Origin of the sequence: Methylobacterium mesophilicum, from assembly GCF_036441335.1 — a bacterium.
Lineage (GTDB): Bacteria > Pseudomonadota > Alphaproteobacteria > Rhizobiales > Beijerinckiaceae > Methylobacterium > Methylobacterium mesophilicum_B.
This window is the reverse complement of the sequence record NZ_MLBW01000009.1, coordinates 200,159-220,305: the sequence shown is the minus strand read 5'-3', so window position 1 is coordinate 220,305 and position 20,147 is coordinate 200,159. Positions and strand designations below refer to the sequence as shown.

The 20,147-nt window shown below is 72.9% G+C and carries 15 protein-coding genes and 1 pseudogene; 7 read left to right on the top strand and 9 right to left on the bottom strand.

Going from position 1 to position 20,147, the window contains the following annotated elements; all coding sequences use genetic code 11:
* Positions 1-30: 30 nt before the first annotated feature.
* From MMR14E_RS07765 to MMR14E_RS07760, 3 genes are read right to left on the bottom strand one after another with little or no spacing between them, the layout of a single operon-like run.
* The gene (locus MMR14E_RS07765; protein ID WP_331313585.1) at positions 31-921 is read right to left on the bottom strand and encodes a 2-dehydropantoate 2-reductase; all 891 of its coding nucleotides are present in this window, start codon (positions 919-921) and stop codon (positions 31-33) included.
* A 32-nt stretch (positions 922-953) separates the two neighbouring features.
* Positions 954-1,511 (bottom strand): hypothetical protein, encoded by a 558-nt coding sequence (locus MMR14E_RS29195; protein WP_419539313.1) that lies wholly within the window; start codon positions 1,509-1,511, stop codon positions 954-956.
* Positions 1,454-4,069: an FAD-binding and (Fe-S)-binding domain-containing protein gene (locus MMR14E_RS07760; RefSeq protein WP_419539312.1), complete on the bottom strand. Its 2,616-nt coding sequence runs from the start codon at positions 4,067-4,069 to the stop codon at positions 1,454-1,456. The genes MMR14E_RS29195 and MMR14E_RS07760 overlap by 58 nt, the downstream gene beginning before the upstream one ends.
* Before the next feature lie 124 nt (positions 4,070-4,193).
* On the opposite strand from MMR14E_RS07760, the gene MMR14E_RS07755 reads away from it, so the two are divergent.
* The 6 genes from MMR14E_RS07755 to rpmG all read left to right on the top strand — a co-directional run bounded on the left by MMR14E_RS07755 (position 4,194) and on the right by rpmG (position 9,634).
* Entirely contained in the window at positions 4,194-4,532 is a 339-nt protein-coding gene (locus tag MMR14E_RS07755; protein ID WP_331313557.1) for a hypothetical protein, read from the top strand.
* 137 nt (positions 4,533-4,669) lie between these two features.
* Positions 4,670-6,991, top strand: a complete 2,322-nt coding sequence (gene rnr / locus MMR14E_RS07750; protein ID WP_331313556.1) for a ribonuclease R — start codon at positions 4,670-4,672, stop codon at positions 6,989-6,991.
* Between the two features lie 23 nt (positions 6,992-7,014).
* Complete coding sequence (locus MMR14E_RS07745; RefSeq protein ID WP_331313584.1) at positions 7,015-7,479, top strand: DUF983 domain-containing protein; 465 nt, start codon at positions 7,015-7,017, stop codon at positions 7,477-7,479.
* Entirely contained in the window at positions 7,436-8,179 is a 744-nt protein-coding gene (locus MMR14E_RS07740) for an NUDIX hydrolase (RefSeq protein ID WP_331313555.1), read from the top strand. The genes MMR14E_RS07745 and MMR14E_RS07740 overlap by 44 nt, the downstream gene beginning before the upstream one ends.
* Positions 8,176-9,360, top strand: coding sequence for an MFS transporter (locus tag MMR14E_RS07735; protein ID WP_331313554.1), 1,185 nt, complete (start codon positions 8,176-8,178; stop codon positions 9,358-9,360). Before MMR14E_RS07740 ends, MMR14E_RS07735 begins: the two co-directional genes overlap by 4 nt.
* 106 nt (positions 9,361-9,466) lie before the next feature.
* Positions 9,467-9,634 (top strand): 50S ribosomal protein L33, encoded by a 168-nt coding sequence (gene rpmG / locus MMR14E_RS07730; protein ID WP_020092568.1) that lies wholly within the window; start codon positions 9,467-9,469, stop codon positions 9,632-9,634.
* A 399-nt stretch (positions 9,635-10,033) separates the two neighbouring features.
* Here the strand turns inward: rpmG and MMR14E_RS07725 are convergent, their stop codons facing one another.
* The 5 genes from MMR14E_RS07725 to MMR14E_RS07705 form a co-directional block, all read right to left on the bottom strand.
* Positions 10,034-10,951 (bottom strand): LysR family transcriptional regulator, encoded by a 918-nt coding sequence (locus MMR14E_RS07725; protein WP_331313553.1) that lies wholly within the window; start codon positions 10,949-10,951, stop codon positions 10,034-10,036.
* 76 nt (positions 10,952-11,027) lie between these two features.
* On the bottom strand, positions 11,028-12,689 hold the full coding sequence (locus MMR14E_RS07720) for an OFA family MFS transporter (protein WP_331313583.1): 1,662 nt from the start codon (positions 12,687-12,689) through the stop codon (positions 11,028-11,030).
* A gap of 258 nt (positions 12,690-12,947) precedes the next feature.
* Complete coding sequence (locus MMR14E_RS07715) at positions 12,948-13,634, bottom strand: metal ABC transporter permease (RefSeq protein ID WP_331313552.1); 687 nt, start codon at positions 13,632-13,634, stop codon at positions 12,948-12,950.
* A gap of 164 nt (positions 13,635-13,798) precedes the next feature.
* A complete protein-coding gene (gene acnA, locus MMR14E_RS07710; RefSeq protein WP_331313551.1) occupies positions 13,799-16,498 on the bottom strand; it encodes an aconitate hydratase AcnA in 2,700 nt (899 codons plus the stop codon).
* A 414-nt stretch (positions 16,499-16,912) separates the two neighbouring features.
* A complete protein-coding gene (locus tag MMR14E_RS07705) occupies positions 16,913-17,728 on the bottom strand; it encodes a tetratricopeptide repeat protein (protein WP_419539320.1) in 816 nt (271 codons plus the stop codon).
* Positions 17,729-17,857: 129 nt separating this feature from the next.
* On the opposite strand from MMR14E_RS07705, the gene MMR14E_RS07700 reads away from it, so the two are divergent.
* Positions 17,858-19,258 (top strand): leucyl aminopeptidase family protein, encoded by a 1,401-nt coding sequence (locus tag MMR14E_RS07700; protein ID WP_331313549.1) that lies wholly within the window; start codon positions 17,858-17,860, stop codon positions 19,256-19,258.
* Between the two features lie 37 nt (positions 19,259-19,295).
* Here MMR14E_RS07700 and MMR14E_RS07695 read toward each other — a convergent pair.
* A pseudogene (locus MMR14E_RS07695) lies at positions 19,296-20,120 on the bottom strand (chromate transporter); the annotation flags it as partial.
* Positions 20,121-20,147 lie beyond the last annotated feature (27 nt).

Here is a 20,147-nt window from a genome sequence, read left to right as displayed (position 1 = left end):
GAACCGTGTCTCCGGCGTCCGGGGTCGATCTCAGTCCCGCCGCTCGGCGAGCTTGACCAGCGCGTGCAGCAGCCGGTTCGCCGGCGTCGGGATCCCGTGCACCGCGCCCCGGCGCACGATGGTGCCGTTGAGGTGGTCGATCTCGCTCGGCCGGCCGCGGGCCAGGTCCTGGGCGGTGGACGAGCGCTGTCCGGCCATGGCGGCGCTGAGCGCCATCACGTCGTCGAGGATGCCGGGCGACACGGACACGCCCTCGGCCTCCGCGACGCGCGCGCATTCCTGCACGACGTCCGCGATGACCGCGGCCACGCCCTCGCCCTCGACCAGGCGGCCGTAGGGCAGATGCGTCAGGGCCGACAGGGCGTTGTAGGCGCAGTTGATGATCAGCTTCGCCCAGAGCGCGTCGATGGCCCGCGCCGAGACGGTGGTCGGGATGCCGGCCGCCGCGAACGCGGCGGCGACGCGCGCGCTCGTCTCGGACGCGCCGAGGATCAGGTCGCCGCGCCCGTTGTGCCGGACACGGCCGGGGCCGGCCATCGCTGTGGCGACGTAGACAGCCACCGGCACGACCGGGCGGCCCAGCACCGCGGCGAGCCGCTCGGCGTTGTCGACGCCGTTCTGGAGGCTCAGGACCGTGGCGGCCGGATCGAGATGGGGGGCGATCATCGCGCCCGCCGCCGCGGTGTCGCCCGACTTCACGCAGACCAGCACGAGGTCGGCGCCCGACACGCCCGCCCCCGCATCGGTCGCCCGGACCGGCACGGAGGCCGTCCCGGCCGCGCTCTCCAGCACGAGACCGTCCTTCTCCACCGCCTCGACCAGGGCGGGACGGCCGATCAGCGTCACCGCGTGGCCGGCCCGCGCCAGGAGGAACCCGTAATAGCAGCCGACCGCGCCGGCCCCCACGACGGCGACGGTCAGGGCGGGGCTCGCGGCGGGGCTCACGGCGGGGCTCACGGCGCCACCGCGGCGGCGCGCTCGGGATGGAAGGGCGCCGCGCCCGCTTCAGCCGCGCGGACATGCTCCAGCAGCGCCTGGGCCGGGTGCCGCAGCCGCACGCCGTCGACCAGCTCGGCCTGGGAGCGGCAGGAATAGCCGTCCGCCAGCAGGGTGCAGCCGGGCGCCTCGGCGACGTGGCGGGCCCAGCTCAGGCCGTAGATCGCCTCGGAGGTGGCGCGGTGGCGCGCCTCGTGCCCGTAGGTCCCCGCCATGCCGCAGCAGCCGGCGGCCGGCACCTCGAGCCGCAGGCCGAGATGGGCGAACACGGCCTGCCAGTCCCGCACCGCGCCCGGCGCGTTGGTGCGCTCGGTGCAGTGGGGCAGCAGCCGCATCGTGCGCCCGCCCTGCCCCGGCGCGATCCGGTCGAGGCGGGCGGCGAGCCATTCCTGCAGGAGATGGACTTTCGGAAGGTCGCCGCCGAGCGCCTGCGCGTACTCGGACCGGTAGGTCAGCGTCATCGACGGATCGATCCCGACCAGGGGCACGCCGTGCCCGGCGAGGTCGCGCAGCATCGCGGCGTTCGACCGGGCGACGGCGGCGAACCGCGCCAGGAAGCCGTGCACGTGCAGCGGCTTGCCGTTCGGCCGGTAGGGCACCAGCCAGGGCCGGAAGCCGAGGGCGACGAGGAGGTCGCAGCTGTCGGCCACGACCGCCGCGTCGAAGTGGCTGGTGAAGGCGTCCTGCACCACCAGTACGGACCGCGCGCGCTCCCGCGGATCCAGCCGAGCCAGGGCGTCCGGGGTCGCGACGGCGACGCCGCGCTCCGCCAGCCGCGCCGCGAGCGCGACGGGCGACAGGGCCGGGATCGCCACCAGCCCGGCCCGGGCCAGGATNGGATCGCCACCAGCCCGGCCCGGGCCAGGATCAGCCGGGCCAGCGGGTTGGCCAGGACCGCGTTGAAGAGGCGCGGCGCCCGCGCCGCCAGCGGCAGCAGCGGCTCCAGCGCCGCCACGAGATGGTCCTTCAGCGGCCGCGCGTAGCGCGTGTGGTAGAGCGCCAGGAACTTCGCCCGGAAGGTCGGCACGTCGACCTTGATCGGGCAGGACCCCGTGCAGGACTTGCAGGCGAGGCAGCCGTCCATCGCCTCCTTGACGGCGTGGGAGAAGTCGTCGGCCTCGGACCGGCCGCGGAGGCGGCGCCGCAGGGTCGCCGCCACGTCGGAGAGCCACCCGGCGGGCTGCCGCGCCAGCTCGGCGGCCGGGTCGATCCCGGCCTCCGCGGCGCGGCGCAGCCACTCGCGCATCAGCGAGGCGCGACCCTTGGGCGAGTGGCGCCGCTCCCGCGTCGCCTTCCAGGAGGGGCACATGGCCTCGTCCGCGTCGAAGCTGAAGCAGGCGCCGTTGCCGTTGCAGTGGAGCGCCTCGTCGAAACTCTCCCGGACCGGCGCCGGGATGGTGCGGTCCCGCTCGCCCCGGCGCGGCACGCCGTCGATCCGGGTCAGGCCCGCGCCCCTGGCCGAGGCGATCTTCCCCGGGTTCAGCCGGTCGTCCGGGTCGAAGGCGCGCTTGACCGCCTCCAGCGCCGGCATGAGCGGGCCGAACGTCGCCGGCACGAATTCCGAGCGGAAGCCCTTGCCGTGCTCGCCCCAGAGCAGGCCGCCGTACTTGGCGGTGAGCGCGACGACGCCCTCCGTGACCTCGCGGATCAGGCCGTTCTGGGCCGGATCCTTCAGGTCGATGGCCGGCCGGACGTGCAGCACGCCGGCATCGACGTGGCCGAACATGCCGTAGCGCAGGCCCTTGCCGTCGAGGAGCGCGCGGAACTCCGCGATGTAGTCGGCGAGCCGCTCCGGCGGGACCGCCGTGTCCTCCACGAACGGGATCGGGCGCGCTTCGCCCTTGGCGGCGCCGAGCAGGCCCACCGCCTTCTTGCGCATGGTCCAGAGCCGCTCGATCGCGTCGCCCCGCGCGACGGTGAAGCCGAGGCGCTTCGTGTCGGTGCCGCGCTCGGCCTCCAGCATCCCGGTGAGCCGCGCGAGGGCCGCCTCCACGGTCGCTGCGTCGTCGCCGACGAACTCCACGAGGTTGATGCCGTCCACCGGCCGCCCGGCCGGGTCGTCGGGGAAGAAGGCCCGCACCTCGGCCCAGATCGGGTCCTTGCGGGCCAGCGCCAGGACCGTGGAGTCGATCGTCTCCACCGAGGCGGCGCCGAACGGCAGCAGCGCCTGCGCGTCGCGCAGCGCCGCGTCGAAATCGATGTACGAGAGCGCGACCAGCACGGCGGCCTTCGGGATCGGCAGCACGTTGAGCCGCGCCTCGGCGATCAGCGCCAGCGTGCCTTCCGAGCCGCAGATCACGCTCTTGAGGTCGAACCGGCCGCCCGCGTCGCGCAGATGCGCGAGGTCGTAGCCGGTGAGGCAGCGGTTGAGCTTGGGGAAGCGCTCGGCGATCAGCGCCGCGTTCTCGGTGACGACGGCGTCGACGGCGCGGTGGATGGCGCCGACGCGGTCGTCGCGGCCCTTGGCGGCGTCGAGCCCGGCCGGGTCCAGGGGCTCGGCGGTCCAGACCGTGCCGTCGGTGAGCACGCAGGTCAGCGCGAGGACGTGGTCCCGGGTCTTGCCGTAGAGGCACGAGCCCTGCCCGCAGGCATCGGTCGAGATCATGCCGCCGATCGTGGCGCGGTTCGACGTGGAGAGTTCCGGCGCGAAGAACAGGCCGTGCTTGGCGAGTTCCCGGTTGAGCTGGTCCTTCACCACCCCCGGCTCGACCCGGACGACGCGGTTCGCGACGTCGATCTCCAGGATGCGGTTCATGTGCCGCGAGGTGTCGACCACGAGGCCGTGGCCCAGGGACTGGCCGTTGGTGCCGGTCGCCCCGCCCCGTGGCCGGATCACGATCTCGGCGAAGCGCGGATCCGCGAGGAGCTTGGCAACGCGCACGAGGTCGTCGCGGGTGCGCGGAAAGGCCACGGCCCCAGGCGCCACCTGGTAGATCGAGTTGTCTGTGGAGAAGACCGTGCGGTCGGCGTCCGAGAGCGTCAGGTCGCCCTCGAAGCCGCGCAGGCGCAGCTCGGCGCAGGCCGCGGCGTAGAGCGGGACTTCCTCGGTATGGCGGGTCAGGACCGGGATCATCCGCGCCTTCTACACCCGGCGGATCGCGGGAGACCATCGGCGCCGGGAGGGGGCGCGCTGGCATCCGGCTTGCCACGCACCCGCGACTTCCCGCGACCTCCCGCAATCTCCGGAACGGATGCCCATGAACGCGAGCCTCGAACGGGTCAGGGACGCCCTGGCCGAGCTGATCAAGGCCGCCCTCCTCTCGGACGACGGACTGAGCCGCGCCTGCCGCGACGCGGGTCACGCCAAGCTCGCCGCCCTCGCGGGCGATCCGCCCGAGCCCGAGAGCCTGCGGATGGACGGCGCCTGGACGCTCGCCGTCCAGGAGGCGGAGAGTCCGGAACTCGCGCCGCTGGAAGGTCGGGTGAATCTGACCCTGCCGCGCGCCTGCCCCTTCACCCTGGACGAGCTCCTCGCGCCCGGTCTCGACCTGGATCAGGCCGTGGCGCGCATCCGCAAGAGCGCCTCGACCGGCTGATCGCGCCTGTTGAGGAGTGCCGGCACGGCGTTGCCGCGGGCGGGCGGGACACCCATGTTAGCCTCACAGGACCGACGCCCCGGTCCCGCGCCCGCACGCGGGTCCCGTCTATCGCAGAACTCTCCGGCACCCCCCTTTTGGCACGACGCACCACCGCCCCGGCGGCCGAGCCCACCGCTCCGCAGCCCTTCCCCACCCGCGAGCAGATCCTCGCCTTCGTGGCCGAGTCGAAGGAGCGCGTGGGCAAGCGGGAGATCGCCAAGGCCTTCGGGATCCAGGGGGCCGCCAAGATCGACCTGAAGCGCGTCCTCAAGGAGATCGAGGAGGACGGCGCCCTCGACCGCGGCCGCGGCGGCCTCGCTCCGGCGGGCCACCTGCCGCCGGTCGTGCTGGCCGACATCCGCTCCCGCGACCGCCACGGCGATTTCCTGGCGGTCCCGGTGGAGTGGACCGGGACCGGCAAGCCGCCCGCCATCGTGCTGACCCAGCCGCGCGGCCCCCGCAAGGGCAACCGCCCGGCCCCGGGGATCGGCGACCGCGCCCTGGTCCGGGTCGAGCGCGACGCGGAGGGCGGCTACAGCGGCCGGGTCGTCAAGGTCATCGGGAAGAACAAGGCCGAGATCATCGGCGTCTACCGGGCCGGCGCGCAGGGCGGCCGGATCGTGCCCGTCGAGAAGCGCGCGCAGGGCCGCGAGATCCTGATCCCGCCCGGCGAGGAGGGGCAGGCCCGCGACGGTGACCTCGTCAGCGTCTCGCTGGAGCGCGAGACCCGGTTCGGCCTGCCGAAGGGGCGTGTGCGGGAGCGGCTCGGCTCGCTCGGTTCCGAGAAGGCGGTGAGCCTGATCGCCCTGCACCTGCACAACATCCCGCACGTCTTCGCCGACGCGACGCTGGCGGAGGCCGATTCCGCGAAGCCCGCCACCCTGAAGGGCCGCGAGGACTGGCGCGACCGGCCGCTCGTGACCATCGACCCGCCGGACGCCAAGGACCACGACGACGCCGTCATGGCCGAGGCCGATCCCGACCCGGCCAATCCCGGCGGCTTCGTCCTCACCGTCGCCATCGCGGACGTGGCCGCCTATGTCCGGCCGGGCTCCAGCCTCGATCGCGAGGCGCTGGAGCGGGGCAACTCGGTCTACTTCCCCGACCGGGTCGTGCCGATGCTGCCCGAGCGGATCTCGAACGATCTCTGCTCGCTCCGCGAGGGCGAGGACCGGCCGGCGCTGGCGGTGCGGATGGTCATCGCCGCCGACGGCGAGAAGCGCCGCCACGGCTTCCACCGGGTGATGATGCGCTCACGCGCCAAGCTCGCCTACGCGCAGGCCCAGGCCGCCATCGACGGGCGGCCGGACGACGCGACCGGCCCGCTGCTGGAGTCGGCGCTCCGCCCCCTCTGGGCCGCCTACGCGGCCCTGCGCGCGGCCCGCGACCGCCGGGGGCCGCTGGCCCTCGACCTGCCCGAGCGCAAGGTCCTCCTGAGCCCCGAGGGCGCGGTCGACCGGGTGATCGTGCCGGAGCGCCTCGACGCCCACCGGCTGATCGAGGAGTTCATGATCCAGGCGAACGTCGCCGCCGCCGAGACCCTGGAGCAGGCGCGCCAGCCCCTGATCTACCGCGTCCACGACGAGCCCGCCCTGGAGAAGATGCGGGCGCTCGGCGAGGTCCTCGCCTCGGTGGGCATCAAGCTGCCGAAGGAGGGGGCGCTGCGGCCCGCCCTGTTCAACCGGATCCTCGCCACGGCGGCCGAGACCGAGCACGGCGTCTTCCTCAACGAGGTGATCCTGCGCAGCCAGGCCCAGGCCGTCTACGCCCCGGAGAATCTCGGGCATTTCGGCCTGAACCTGCGCCGCTACGCGCACTTCACCTCGCCGATCCGGCGCTACGCCGACCTGATCGTGCACCGGGCGCTGATCACCGCCTGCCGGCTCGGATCGGACGGTCTCGCGGGCGACGTCTCCCTCGGCGAATTGGCGCAGATCGGCGAGCAGATCTCGGCGGCCGAGCGCCGCGCCATGGCGGCCGAGCGCGAGACGATCGACCGCCTCATCGCCCACCACCTCGCCGACCAGGTCGGCGCGACTTTCGCGGGCCAGATCGCCGGCGTCACCCGGGCCGGCCTGTTCATCAAGCTCGACGAGACCGGCGCGGACGGCTTCGTGCCGGTCTCGCAGCTCGGCGCCGACTATTTCCGCCACGAGGAGGGCCATCACGCCCTGGTCGGCGAGCGCACCGGGGAGACGTTCCGTCTCGGCGACCGGGTCGAGGTGCGGCTCGTGGAGGCCGCGCCGGTGGCCGGGGCGCTGCGGTTCGAGCTGCTCAGCGAGGGCCGGAGCCGCTCCGGCGCGCGGAGCGCCGGTCCGGGCAAGAAATCCGGCGGGCGGCCCTTCAAGGCCGCGCCGCCCGGTCGTCCCCCCGGCATCCGCAACACCGGGTCGCGCCACCGCGGCTCGCGCCGCTGACCCGGGCCGTGTACAGCCAGGGCATGGCCGCCGACGCGATTCCCGAGCGCACCCGCCTGATCCCCGCGATGGCCCGGGGCTTCGTCGGCCGCTGCCCGCATTGCGGCCGGGGCCGGATCTTCGGCCGCTTCCTCAAGGTGCGGCCGGAATGCGACGTCTGCGGCCTGGAGCTGCACCATCACCGGGCCGACGACCTGCCGCCCTACGTGGTGATCTTCATCGTCGCCCACATCGTCGGCTACCTGATCCTGGAGACCGAGAGCGCCTACGAGGTGCCCCTCTGGGTCGAGATGGGCGTGTGGCCGGTCTTCACCCTCGTCTTCGCGCTGGCCCTGCTCCAGCCCGTGAAGGGCGCTGTCGTCGGGCTGCAATACGCCCTTGGCATGCACGGCTTCGCCACGCTACCGCGGAGCCGCCCCGCCCCGGGGCTTGAGGAGACGCGCCTTGCCGGAGCCGCAGCGGGAGCCCCCGATCGTCACAGCTCCTGAGCGGAAGCCCGCCGCGGCGCGCCTGCGGCCGCGCGACGCCGCGACCATGATCGTGATCGACCGGCGCGGTAAGGGCGGCCCGAAGGTCCTGATGGGCCGGCGCAACCCGAACCTCGCCTTCATGCCGGGCAAGTTCGTCTTCCCGGGCGGGCGCATCGAACTCGGCGACCGCCACATGCCGGTGGCCGGGGCGCTCCCGGACTACGCCGAGGCGGCGCTGACCCGGCAGGTGTCCCGGCCGCCGCACCATCTCGGCCGGGCGCTGGCCCTCGCCGCGATCCGCGAGACCTACGAGGAGACCGGCCTGCTGCTCGGCACGACCGAGCACGGCGCCCCGGAGGACGTCCCGTCGGGCTGGGAGGGTTTCGCCCGGCACGGCGTGCTGCCGGATCTCGAGGCGCTGCACCTCGTCGCCCGCGCGATCACGCCGCCCAAGCGCGTGCGCCGCTTCGACACGCGCTTCTTCGCGATCGACCGCCGGATGGTGGCGGCCGAGGAGCCGGGGCGGGTCGAGGCCGATGCCGAGTTCACCGAACTCGCCTGGGTCCGGCTCGACGCGGCCCGCAAGCTCGATCTGCCCTACATCACCCGCGCGATCCTGGACGAGCTGGAGGCGCAGATCGCCGTCGATTTCGCGCCCTACCGGACGATCCCCTTCCATTACGAGCGCTACGGGCGGCGCGAACGGGTGGCCTTGTGAGCGGTCCGGACGGATTGCAGGACGGGCGGCGCGGGATCAGTTCGGAGGATGTGGCGGCGATCTCGGCGGCCGTGACCTGCGTCACGGTCGTCGGCATCGGACTCAGCCTGTCGATCCCGCTCCTCTCGATCGAGATGGAGCGGCGCGGCGCGTCGAGCACGCTCATCGGGCTCAACACCGCGGTGGCGGGCATCGCCAGCATCTGCACGGTGCCGTTCGTGCCGCGCCTCGCCGCGCGGGTCGGCGTCGCCCCGCTGCTCGGGCTGGCGCTCCTCGTCGGGGCGATCAGCCTCGCGCTGTTCCCGCTGCTGCCGGGCATCGCCCTGTGGTTCCCCCTCCGCTTCGTGTTCTCGGCGACGCTCGGGGCGCTGTTCGTCCTCTCCGAGTACTGGATCAACGCCGCCGCCCCGCCGGAGCGCCGCGGGCTCGTGATGGGCATCTACGCCACCGTCCTGGCGGCGGGCTTCGCGGTCGGACCGCTGCTGCTGGCCCTGGTCGGGACCGAGGGGCTGGCGCCCTACGCGACCGGGGCCGCCCTCATGCTGGCCGGCGGCCTGCCCATCGCCCTGGCCCGCGGGCTGTCGCCCACGATCGAGACGGGCTCCGGCCGCGGCATCCTCGGCTACGTCCGGCTCGCCCCCGGCGCCCTGGCGGCGGCCCTGGCCTACGGGGCGGTGGAGACCGGCATCTTCGCGATCCTGCCCCTCTACGGCCTGCGCCTCGGCTACGACGCGCAAGGCGCGGCCGGCCTCGTCAGCCTGATCGCGCTGGGCAACGTGCTGTTCCAGATCCCGTTCGGCTGGCTCGCCGACCGCCTCGACCGGGGCGCGGTGCTCCTCGGCGCGGGCCTCGCGGGGGCGGCGGGCTCGGCCCTGATCCCCCTCGCGGCCGGCCATCCGGCGGCGTTCGGCCTGCTGCTCCTCGTCTGGGGCGGCATCGCCGGCACCCTCTACACGGTCGGCCTCGCGATGCTGGGCGACCGCACGCCGCCGAACGATCTCGCGGGCGCCAACGCGGCCTTCGTGGTGCTCTACAATGTCGGGCTGATGCTGGGGCCGCCGGTGATCGGCGGCGGGCTCGATCTGGTGCCGCCGAACGGGTTCGCGCTGGCGCTGCTCGCCCTGTTCCTGGCCTTCGCCGGCTGGCTCGCCGCGACGGAGCGCCGGCGCGTCCGCTCTTGACCTGCCGGGCCCGATCGGGCATTCACCCGCCCGTATTCGGCCGGGCCCTCCCGGCCATTTGCGTTTCGCTCACGCGGAATGCCGCACCCTGCAGGAGCGCCGCGCCATGGCCAAGGCCGTCACCGTCAAGATCAAGCTCGTCTCCACCGCCGACACGGGCTATTTTTACGTCACGAAGAAGAATTCCCGCACGCAGACCGAGAAGCTGACGATGCGCAAGTACGACCCGGTCGCGCGCAAGCACGTCGACTTCAAGGAAACCAAGATCAAGTAAGGCGGCGGGCTGCCTCGCAGCCCGACCGCCGACAGGGAGCCGCTCCGGAGACGGGGCGGCTTTTCTCTGTCCAGTACTGCCCCGCGCGGGGCGATGGCGCGCGTTCCCGGCGGCCACCCGGCCGCCGCTCGGGCGGCCGACAGCTTGGCACCAGCCCGACTCGTTAACCGTCACGCGTCCCGGACGCGGTGCGATTCTCCGGCCGATCTCCGGCCGGCGGTCTCGGCCAGCCTTGCGGGCGGAGGGCGGGTTCGATGCAGCGGATCCTGCTGGCGATCTTCATCACCGCGACAATCCTCGCGATCTGGCTCGTCCTGACGCTGCCGGCGCACGCGCTCCGGGCGACCCGCGGGTTGCTCACGGAGCGCCGCGTCCCGGCCCGCGCCCGGAGCCGGTCGCTCAGCCGGGGCTCGACGCGGCCAGATCCGGATCGAGTGTCCGCGCCAGGGACCGCGCGATAGCCACGAGGGCCGTCACCATCGGCGTGGACGGCTCGCGCCGCGGGGCGACGAGGCCGATCGTGTGCTCCAGGTCCGGCGCGGTGATCGGGATGGTGCGCACGCCCTCCATGGGACCCAGGGCGTCGACCAGGATCTCCGGCATGATCGAGGCCCAGCGCAGGGTGCGCACATGGGTCAGCAGCACGATCATCGAGTTCGATTCGAGGGTCGCGGCGGGGTCCGCGCCGGCCTCCCGGATCTGCTGGTCGATGATCCGCCGGTTCTGCATGTTCGGCGTGAGCAGGCAGAGGGGCAGGCGGCTGGTCTCGGCCCAGGTGACGCTGGCGCGATCATCGAACGGCCCGCCGATCGCCGTCACCAGGCGGTAGCGCTCCCGGTAGAGGGGAACGGAGATCACCCGCCCGAGGGGCTCGTTGTCGAGGTAGGTCAGGCCCGCATCCGCCTCCAGGTTCTCGATCAGGGAGAAGATGTCGGCGGAGGTGGCGGATTCGACTGTCAGCCGCACGTCCGGGTGCCGCTCGCGGTAGGGCGTCGTGAGGTTCACGATCATCGGCAGCGCTGTGGGGATGGCGGCGATGCGCAGGTGGCCGGTCAGGCCCCGGCGCAGGCCGGTGACCTCCTCGTGCATGGCCCGCGCGTCGGCCACGATGCGCCGCGCCCATTCCAGGACCCGCTCGCCCTCGGGGGTGAAGCCCTGGAACCGGGAGCCGCGCAGCACGAGCTGCACGCCGAAGCGGTTCTCCAGCTGCTTCACGCCGGCCGAGAGGGTCTGCTGGGTCACGCCGCAGGATTCGGCGGCGTGCCCGAAATGCTGCTCGCGGGCGAGCGCGAGCAGGAAGTCCAGCTTGTCGATCACGACGGCGGCATCCCGGCACGGCGAGGCGCCGGAAGCCTAGCGACCCGCCGTGCCGGCCACAACCGAGCGCGCCCGCTCAGCGGAACAGGATGAACGCCTTCGACAGCGTGATGCCGATACCCCAGACGATCGGGATGCCGACCACCGCCCAGGCCAGGGCGGCCCCGGCGCTGAAGCCGCCGCGGCCGATACCGAAGGAGCCGGCCGGCCCCGAGGCCGTCGCGCCCGCGCGGACGTCCAGGGAAGCCCGCTCGGAATCGGACATGAACCAGCTCTTCGCCAGCGGCCGGACCAGCAGGTTGCAGAGGAAGCCGACCGCGAGGAAGCTCGCCAGCACGTACATGGTCCGGCCGTAGAGGTCGGCCCCCTGCACGCCCGCGGCGACCTGCGCCTCGCGGATCTTGGTGATCACGAACGGCCCGACGATGCCGGCCATCGACCACGCGGTGAGCAGGCGCCCGTGGATCGCACCCACGAACTGCGTGCCGAACACGTCGGCGAGGTAGGCCGGCACCGTCGCGAAGCCGCCGCCGTACATGGACAGGATCACGCAGAAGATCGCGACGAACAGCGCCTGCGAGCCGATGCCGGCGGCCCAGGGCGCCGCCGCGTACAGGAGGCCGCCCAGCGCGAAGAAGATCGCGTAGGTGCCCTTCCGCCCGATCCGGTCCGACATCGAGGCCCAGAAGAACCGGCCCAGGATGTTGAACAGGGACAGCAGGCCGACGAAGCCCGCCGCGATGGCCGCGACCTGCGCCTTCTGGCCGGCGTCGAGGGCCGAGAAGCCGGTGCCGGGCAGGCCGATCAGTTCGCCGCCGAAGATCTCCTGGAGCATCGGCGAGGCGAGCGCCAGCACGCCGATGCCGGCGGACACGTTGAGGAACAGGACGAGCCAGATCATCCAGAACTGGACGGTCTTGTGGGCGTCGCGCAGGTGGACGTGCCCCGAGGCGATCATCGCGTTCTTGGCGGTCGGGCTGGTCCAGCCGTCCGGGCGCCAGCCGGCCGGCGGCACCCTGTAGCCGAACGCGCCGCCGAGCATGAACAGGATGTACCCGACACCCATCACCGCCAGCGTCTGCCAGACGCCGGCCGAATCCGCGGTCCGGAAGCTCTTGATCAGGCTGTCGGCCAGGGGCGAGCCGATCATCGCCCCGCCGCCGAAGCCCATGATCGCCATGCCGGTCGCCATGCCGCGGCGGTCCGGGAACCACTTGATCAGCGTCGAGACCGGCGAGATGTAGCCGAGGCCGAGCCCGATGCCGCCGATCAGGCCCATGCCGAGCCAGACCAGCCAGAGCTGGTGGATGTAGACGCCGAAGGCGCCGATCAGGAAGCCGCCGCCCCAGCAGAGGGCGGCGACGATGCCGGCCTTGCGCGGGCCCGCGCGCTCCAGCCAGCCGCCGAACAGGGCGGCCGAGAGGCCGAGGACGACGATGCCGATGGAGAAGACCGTGACGAGGTCGCTGACGCGCCAATCGCAGGTGGTGGTAAACAGGGCCGTCATCACGCCCATGTCCGGGCAGGCAGCCGGCGCCGGCTTGCCCACGGAGAGAGCCCGGGTCAGCGGCAGCCAGAACACGGACAGGCCGTAGGCCATCCCGATGCAGAGATGGATCGCCAGGGCCGCCGGCGGCACCAGCCACCGGTTGAAGCCCGGCCTGGCGACGATCCGCTCGCGCGACAGCAGACTCGGCGTTCCCCCAGGCGCGATCGCGCCTGCCACTCCAGCACCCATGATGGACTCCTCCGCCGCGGCCTCGTTGGCGGGCCGCTGGCGGGCGACCATGCGCGATTTGTGTGCAGGGTGCCAGCGCGTGCCACGCCGAGACGGTGATTTTAATCCCGTTCGGCGCCGGCTGTATGCGTATTGCGTGTGCACGGGCCATCGGGCGCGGTCGGCGACCGGAGCCGCCGCATCACGCCGGCCGCGGAGGAGGCGCCGCGGTGCGGGGCCGGCCACCGGTCCTATCCGGTGTCCGGCCCCGCGATGGGCTCACATGGGCGGGGTCAGGCCGTCCTTCCCGACCGCGATGAGCTTGCCGTCGGCCTTGGCGCCGTCCTTGGCGACGACGGCGAAGACCTTGGCGCCCGGCGTCAGGATCGCCTTGTCGGCGGGCTCGAAGGCGACGATCGGCGCCGAGGACGGCACCACGATCTCCTTGGAACCGTCCTTGCCGTAGCTCACCGTCAGGGTGCGCTCGCCGCCCGAGGCCGCCTTGTCGGCCTTCACGGTGCCGTTGGTCATGGCGCTCTTGACCTTCGGGGCGTTCGACGTCTCGGCCTTGACGGTGCCGTTGGTCATGGCGCTCTTCACCTTGGCGCCGGCGCCGGCGGTCTGGTCGGTGATCGTGTCCCAGCCGTAATGGCCTTCGCCGGTGCCGCGCATCGACTCGGGGAAGAGCACGACCTCGAGGGCGGTCATCGGGTTCTCGCCCTTGGTGGCGGTGCCGATGAAGACGCCGTCCTTGATCTGGTCGAGGCTCGACGGGACCACCCAGGCGAACTTGGCGCCGGCGACGTCGACCGTCTCGGACTTGCCGTCGTCGGTCTTGATCGTGAGCGTGCTGCCGTCGGCCTTGTCGACGGTCCCGCGGACGCGCTCGACCTGCGCGGCGAGGGCCGCGCTCGACAGCAGGGCTGTCAGGCCGGCGGCGACGAGGGTCTTGCTGAGATGCTTCATCGGGGTCCCATCCTGGCTTCAGGAGCCGGGTTATGGGGCGGCCCGCGCGCGAAACAAGGTTGTGCGCAAGCGAAATGATCGCCCTGAGAAACAAATAAGGCGGCGCCCGGGGGACGCCGCCTCATCGGTCGCAGGGGGCGGCCCGAGGACCGCCCGGTGCATGGTCAGGCCGCGAGCGAGCGCAGCACGTAGGGCAGGATGCCGCCGTTGCGGAAGTACTCGAGCTCGTCGAGCGTATCGATGCGGCAGGTCAGCGGGACCTGCTTCACCGACCCGTCGGCGGACTTGATCTCCGCGGTCAGCGTCTGGCGGGGCTTCAGCTCGCCGGCGAGGCCCTTGATCGTGACGGTCTCGTCACCCTTCAGGCCCAGCGACTGCCAGGACGTGTCGCCCTGGAAGACGAGCGGCACCACGCCCATCCCGACGAGGTTCGAGCGGTGGATGCGCTCGAAGCTCTCGGCCACCACGGCGCGGACGCCGAGCAGCTTCGTGCCCTTCGCGGCCCAGTCGCGCGACGAGCCGGTGCCGTACTCCTTGCCGGCGAAGATGACGAGCGGCGTGCCCTGTTCGGCGTACTTCATCGCCGCGTCGTAGATGAACATCTTCTCGCCGGACGGCTGGAAGTGCGTCCACCCGCCCTCGACCACGCCGCCGGAGGCGTCCTTCACCATCTGGTTCTTGATGCGGATGTTGGCGAAGGTGCCCCGCATCATCACCTCGTGGTTGCCGCGCCGCGTGCCGTACTGGTTGAAGTCCTGCACGCGCACCTGATGCGACTGCAGGTACTCGCCGGCCGGCGAGGCCGCGCGGATGTTGCCCGCCGGCGAGATGTGGTCGGTGGTGATCGAGTCGAGGAACAGGCCGAGGATCCGGGCGCCCTCGATGTCCTCGACCGGCTTCGGGGTCTTCTCCATGCCGACGAAGTAGGGCGGGTTCTGCACGTAGGTGGAGCCCGGGTTCCACGCGAAGGTCTCGGCCTCGGTGACCTCGACGTCCTTCCAGTTCTGGTCGCCGCCGAACACGTCCGCGTAGCGGGACTTGAACAGCGCGGAGGTGATGTTCTCCTCGATGAACTGCTGGACCTCGGCGGAGGACGGCCAGATGTCCTTCAGGTAGACGGGCTTGCCGTCCGACCCCTGGCCGAGCGGCTCGGTGGTGATGTCGATCTGGAGCGAGCCGGCCAGCGCGTAGGCGACGACCAGTGGCGGCGAGGCGAGGTAGTTCGCCCGCACGTCGGGATTCACGCGGCCCTCGAAGTTGCGGTTGCCCGAGAGCACCGCCGCGGCGACGACGTCGTTGTCGTTGATCGCCTTCGAGATCGCCTCCGGCAGCGGGCCGGAATTGCCGATGCAGGTCGTGCAGCCGAAGCCCACGAGGTTGAAGCCGAGCGCGTCGAGCGGCTCCTGAAGCCCGGACTTCTCCAGGTACTCGCCGACCACCTGCGATCCGGGCGCGAGCGAGGTCTTCACCCACGGCTTGGAGCGCAGGCCCTTGGCGACGGCGTTGCGGGCGAGCAGGCCCGCACCGATCATCACCGAGGGGTTCGACGTGTTGGTGCAGCTCGTGATCGCGGCGATCACCACGTCACCGTGCCCGATGTCGAAGTTCGTGCCCTCGACGGGGTAGCGGCGGGCGAGGTCGGCGGCCTTCTTGAACTCGCTCTCCATCGAGGCGGCGAAGCCCGCCTTGGCGCCGTCCAGCAGCACCCGGTCCTGCGGGCGCTTCGGGCCGGCGAGCGAGGGCCGGACCTGGCCCATGTCGAGTTCCAGCGTGTCGGTGAAGACCGGGTCGGGGGTCTGAGCGTCGCGCCACATGCCCTGCGCCTTGGCGTAGGCCTCGACCAGGGCGATCCGGTCGTCGGACCGGCCGGTGACCTTCAGGAAGTCGATGGTCTTCTGGTCGACCGGGAAGAAGCCGCAGGTCGCGCCGTACTCGGGCGCCATGTTGGAGATCGTGGCCCGGTCGGCGACCGCCATGTCGTCGAGGCCGGGGCCGTAGAACTCCACGAACTTGCCGACCACGCCCTTCTTGCGCAGCATCTGGGTGACGGTGAGCACGAGGTCGGTGGCGGTGGTGCCCTCGGGCAGCTTGCCCGACAGCTTGAAGCCCACGACCTCGGGGATCAGCATCGACAGCGGCTGGCCGAGCATGGCCGCCTCGGCCTCGATGCCGCCGACGCCCCAGCCCAGAACCGCCATGCCGTTGACCATGGTGGTGTGCGAATCGGTGCCGACGAGCGAGTCGGGGTAGGCGACGTCGGAGCCGTCCTCGGACTTCGTCCAGACGGTCTGGGCGAGGTATTCCAGATTCACTTGGTGGCAGATGCCGGTGCCCGGGGGGACCACTGAGAAGTTGTCGAAGGCCGACTGGCCCCACTTCAGGAAGGTGTAGCGCTCGCCGTTGCGCTCGTATTCCAGGGCGACGTTGTCGGCCAGCGCCTTCGGGGTGCCGAACTCGTCGACGATCACCGAGTGGTCGATGACGAGATCGACCGGCACCAGCGGGTTAATCTTCTGCGGGTCGCCGCCGAGGGCCACCATGGCGTCGCGCATGGCGGCGAGGTCGACCACGGCCGGGACGCCGGTGAAGTCCTGCATCAGCACGCGCGACGGGCGGAACGCGATCTCGACCTCGGCCTTGCCCTTCTGGTCGAGCCAGCCGACGGCGGCCTCGATATCGGCCTTCTTGACCGAGCGGTCGTCCTCGTAGCGCAGCAGGTTCTCCAGGATCACCTTCATGGAGAAGGGCAGCGCGGCCGCCGAGGCGAGGCCGCTCTTCTCGGCCGCGGGGATGGAATAGTAGGTGTAGGTCTTGCCGCCGGCTTCGAGCGTCTGGCGGGCCTTGAAGCTGTCGAGTGAGGGCACGGCTGGTTCTATCCTCGCTGCGGGTTGTCGAACACGCGCAGGCAAGACCTGCGCTACGAGATCCGTGTTCGGCCTGTTTAGCGCCCGACGGGCGCGCGCCGCCCCGGGAGTGCCCGGGCAGGACGATGCGCGGGGGCGATTTGGACGCCCGTGATGCCGCGCGGCGCAGCCGCGGAGGGATATAGAACTTTTCGAATCTGGCCGCTACCGGGTCGTCATGACAGGTGCGTTTTCCTGTCGGGCCCGGAGCGCGAGGGCGCGAGCGCGGTCAGCGGCCGGGCGCTGGGACGCGTCCGGAAGGCGTCCTGCGCGACGGCGCAGCACCGATCCGGGGCGCGGAGCCGGGACCGGGGGTGTCGAGCCGGCGTGAGGGCCGGCATGGCTGAGCCGCGCAGGGCCGGGCGGGTCGCCCGATCACCCCTGCCCCGGCAGGCCAGCGCCGGACAGCGCCTTCGACCGATTCGGCTGGGCCGCGAGCCGGCGCAGGGAGGCGACGTTGGTGGCCGCCTCCTCGGCGCTCATGTCGCGGCGCAGGACGGCCTCGGCATCGGCGAAGCGGCCCTTGAGGCCGAGCACCATGGCGAGGTTCGCCCGCACCCGGGCGTCTGCCCCGGGCTGGTCGGCGGCGAGCCGCAGGGTCTGCTCGGCCTGGTCGAGGTTGCGCGACAGCGCGTAGGACAGGCCGAGATTGGACAGGAGCGAGGGCTCGTTCGGCCGGATCTTGAGGGCGGCCTCGTAGAAGCCCTGGGCGCGGGCCTGCTCGCCGAGCTGGGCGGAGGCCGAACCCTGCGCCGACAGGATGCGCCAGTCGGGGTTGGCGGGGGTGTGCGCGTTGGCGAGCACGTCGATCGCCTCGCGGAAGCGGCCCGCCTCGACCAGCGACTTGCCGTAGGCACCGAGCAGGGCCCGATCCTGCGGGTTGCGCAGGGCGGCCTGCTGCAGCACCGCCGAGGCCTGGCTGATCTGATCGGTGGCGCGCAGGGCGCGGGCGTAGGCCAGCGCCGCGCGCGCGTCGGCGGGGTCGGCGTTGAAGCGCTCGGCCAGCCGGTCGATGTCCTGCCGCGACGGCGCCGCGGCAGCGGACGGGCCGCCGAGGGGGCCGATCGAGCCGGTCGTCTCCGGCGACCTGGTGTTGCAGCCGGCGAGGCCCAGCGCGACGACGGCGACCGCGAGGGCGGCGCGGCGTCCGGCGCGGGCCTGGGACTGGGTGACCCGGTACAGGGCCGTCATCATGGTGCGCTCCGCCGGCATCTGGACCGGGCGCGATGGCACGCGCTTCACGCTCCCGGCCGGCCGGTGATAGAGCGTTAACCCTAATCACCGGTTAAGCCGCCGGTCCGGGCGGCACGCGAGAGGCACATGACCCAGGCCGAGATTCCGGCGACGACCCGCGGGCTCCTGCCCGGCGACACGCCGGCCGTACCGGTGACGCTGGTCACCACCGGGAGCTGGGCGACGGTCGAACCCGGCCTGGAGCCGGCCCAGCGGAGCTTCGCCCAGGCCATCGGCTTCAAGCCGAAGGCGGGCAGCCTCGCGCTCCTGCCCGGCCCGGACGGCGGCCTCGCGCGGGTCCTGTTCGGCCTCGGCGACCCTGAGGCCCCGGCCTACGACCGGCTGCTCGCCGGCAAGCTGCCCGGCCTGCTGCCGGAGGGGACCTTCCGCCTCGACGACGCCCCCGAGCCGGCCGAGGCCGCCCTCGCTTGGCTGATGGGGAGCTACCGCTTCGGCCGCTACCGGACCGGCGGCGGGACCAAGGCCCGGCTCGCGGCGCCGGCCGGCATCGACGCGGCCGAGGTGGAGCGGATCGCGGCCGCGGTGGCGCTGGGCCGGGATCTCGTCAACACGCCGGCCAACGATCTCGGACCCGCCGAGATCGAGGCCGCCGCCCGGGCACTCGGCGACCGCCACGGCGCCTCCGTCACCGTCACGCAGGGCGCGGCCCTCGCCGAGGGATACCCGCTGATCCACGCGGTCGGCGCCGCCTCGCCCCGGGCACCGCGGCTGATCGACCTGACCTGGGGGCCGGCGGACGCGCCGCGCGTGACGCTGGTCGGCAAGGGCGTCGCCTTCGACACCGGCGGCCTCGACCTCAAGCCGTCGGCCGCGATGCTGCTGATGAAGAAGGACATGGGCGGCGCCGCCGCGGCGCTCGCCGCCGCCGACATGGTCATGGGCGCCGGCCTGCGCCTGCGCCTGCGCCTGCTGATCCCCGCGGTGGAGAACGCGGTCGCCGGCAACGCCTTCCGCCCCGGCGACGTCCTGCCGAGCCGGGCCGGGCTCAGCGTCGAGATCGGCAACACCGACGCGGAGGGCCGGCTGATCCTCGCCGACGCCCTCGCCCTCGCGGACGCGGACGCGCCCGCGCTGATCCTCGACTTCTCGACCCTGACCGGCGCGGCCCGGGTGGCCCTCGGACCGGACCTGCCGGCCTTCTTCACGGAGGACGACGCGCTGGCCGAGGCGGTGGCGCGGGCCGGGCGGGCGGCGATCGACCCGGTCTGGCGCATGCCGCTGCACGCGCCCTACGCGAGCCTGCTCGACTCCAAGGTGGCCGACCTCAACAACGTCTCGGGCGGACCGTTCGCGGGGGCGATCACCGCGGCCCTGTTCCTGCGCCGCTTCGCGCCGAACACGAAGGCGCACGGCCATTTCGACCTCTACGGCTGGAACCCCTCGACCAAGCCCGGCCGGCCGGAGGGCGGCGAGGTCCAGACCGCGCGGCTGACCTACGCGCTGCTGAAGGCCCGCTACGGCGGCTGACCACCGCTCCTCGCTGCGCGCCCGATGACGGTGCGGCTCAGGCGAGCCCCGCCTGCCGCAGCACGATCCCGGCCCCGGCGCACAGGGCCAGGGTCTGGAGCGTCCCGAGCCCGAACCGGAAGACCGCGAGGATCGCCGCCAGGGTGAGCAGCAGGGCGGCCGGATCGAGGCTGCCCGGCACCGGCAGGTCGAGCCTGAGCGGGCCGAGCGGCACCGTCTCGACCTGGGCGAACAGCGTCCGCAGCCCGAACCAGACCGCGAGGTTGAGGATCACGCCCGCCACCGCGGCGGTGATCGCCGAGAGCGCCCCCGCGAGCCGGCGGCTGCCGCGCAGGCGCCCGATCAGCGGGGCGCCCGCGAAGATCCACAGGAAGCACGGCACGAAGGTGACCCAGGTCGTCAGCAGCCCGGCGAGCGTCCCGGCGAGCAGCGGCGGCAGGGCGCCGGGCGCCCGGAAGCCCGCCAGGAAACCCACGAACTGGAGCACCATGATCAGCGGGCCGGGCGTGGTCTCGGCGAGGCCGAGCCCGTCGAGCATCTCGCCGGGCTTGAGCCAGCCGAACTGCTCCACCGCCTGCTGCGCCACGTAGGCGAGCGCCGCGTAGGCGCCCCCGAAGGTCACCAGGGCCATCTTGGAGAAGAACAGCGCCACCTGCCCGAAGACCGGCGGCACGCCGGGCAGGATGAGCAGCGCCGCCACCGGCAGGAGCCAGACCGCGAGCCAGAGCGCCGCCGTCCGCAGGGAGGACGCGGCGCCGACGCGCTCCCGCGGCAGCGCCGCCTCACCGATCAGGACGTCCGCCTCCGCGGCCGGATCGGCCGCGCTCTCGGCGGCCGCGCCACGTCTTGCCAGTCCCAGGCGTGCCGGCGAACACCTTCATGACCGCCA

What these genes read in the sequence shown, in the direction of transcription:
- MMR14E_RS29195 (WP_419539313.1), bottom strand. Translation starts at nt 1,511, where the DNA reads ATGCTGCGCGACCTCGCCGGGCACGGCGTGCCCCTGGTCGGGATCGAT.
- MMR14E_RS07755 (WP_331313557.1), top strand. Translation starts at nt 4,194, where the DNA reads ATGAACGCGAGCCTCGAACGGGTCAGGGACGCCCTGGCCGAGCTGATC.
- MMR14E_RS07745 (WP_331313584.1), top strand. Translation starts at nt 7,015, where the DNA reads ATGGCCGCCGACGCGATTCCCGAGCGCACCCGCCTGATCCCCGCGATG.
- rpmG (WP_020092568.1), top strand. Translation starts at nt 9,467, where the DNA reads ATGGCCAAGGCCGTCACCGTCAAGATCAAGCTCGTCTCCACCGCCGAC.
- MMR14E_RS07720 (WP_331313583.1), bottom strand. Translation starts at nt 12,689, where the DNA reads ATGGGTGCTGGAGTGGCAGGCGCGATCGCGCCTGGGGGAACGCCGAGT.
- MMR14E_RS07715 (WP_331313552.1), bottom strand. Translation starts at nt 13,634, where the DNA reads ATGAAGCATCTCAGCAAGACCCTCGTCGCCGCCGGCCTGACAGCCCTG.
- MMR14E_RS07705 (WP_419539320.1), bottom strand. Translation starts at nt 17,728, where the DNA reads ATGACGGCCCTGTACCGGGTCACCCAGTCCCAGGCCCGCGCCGGACGC.
- MMR14E_RS07700 (WP_331313549.1), top strand. Translation starts at nt 17,858, where the DNA reads ATGACCCAGGCCGAGATTCCGGCGACGACCCGCGGGCTCCTGCCCGGC.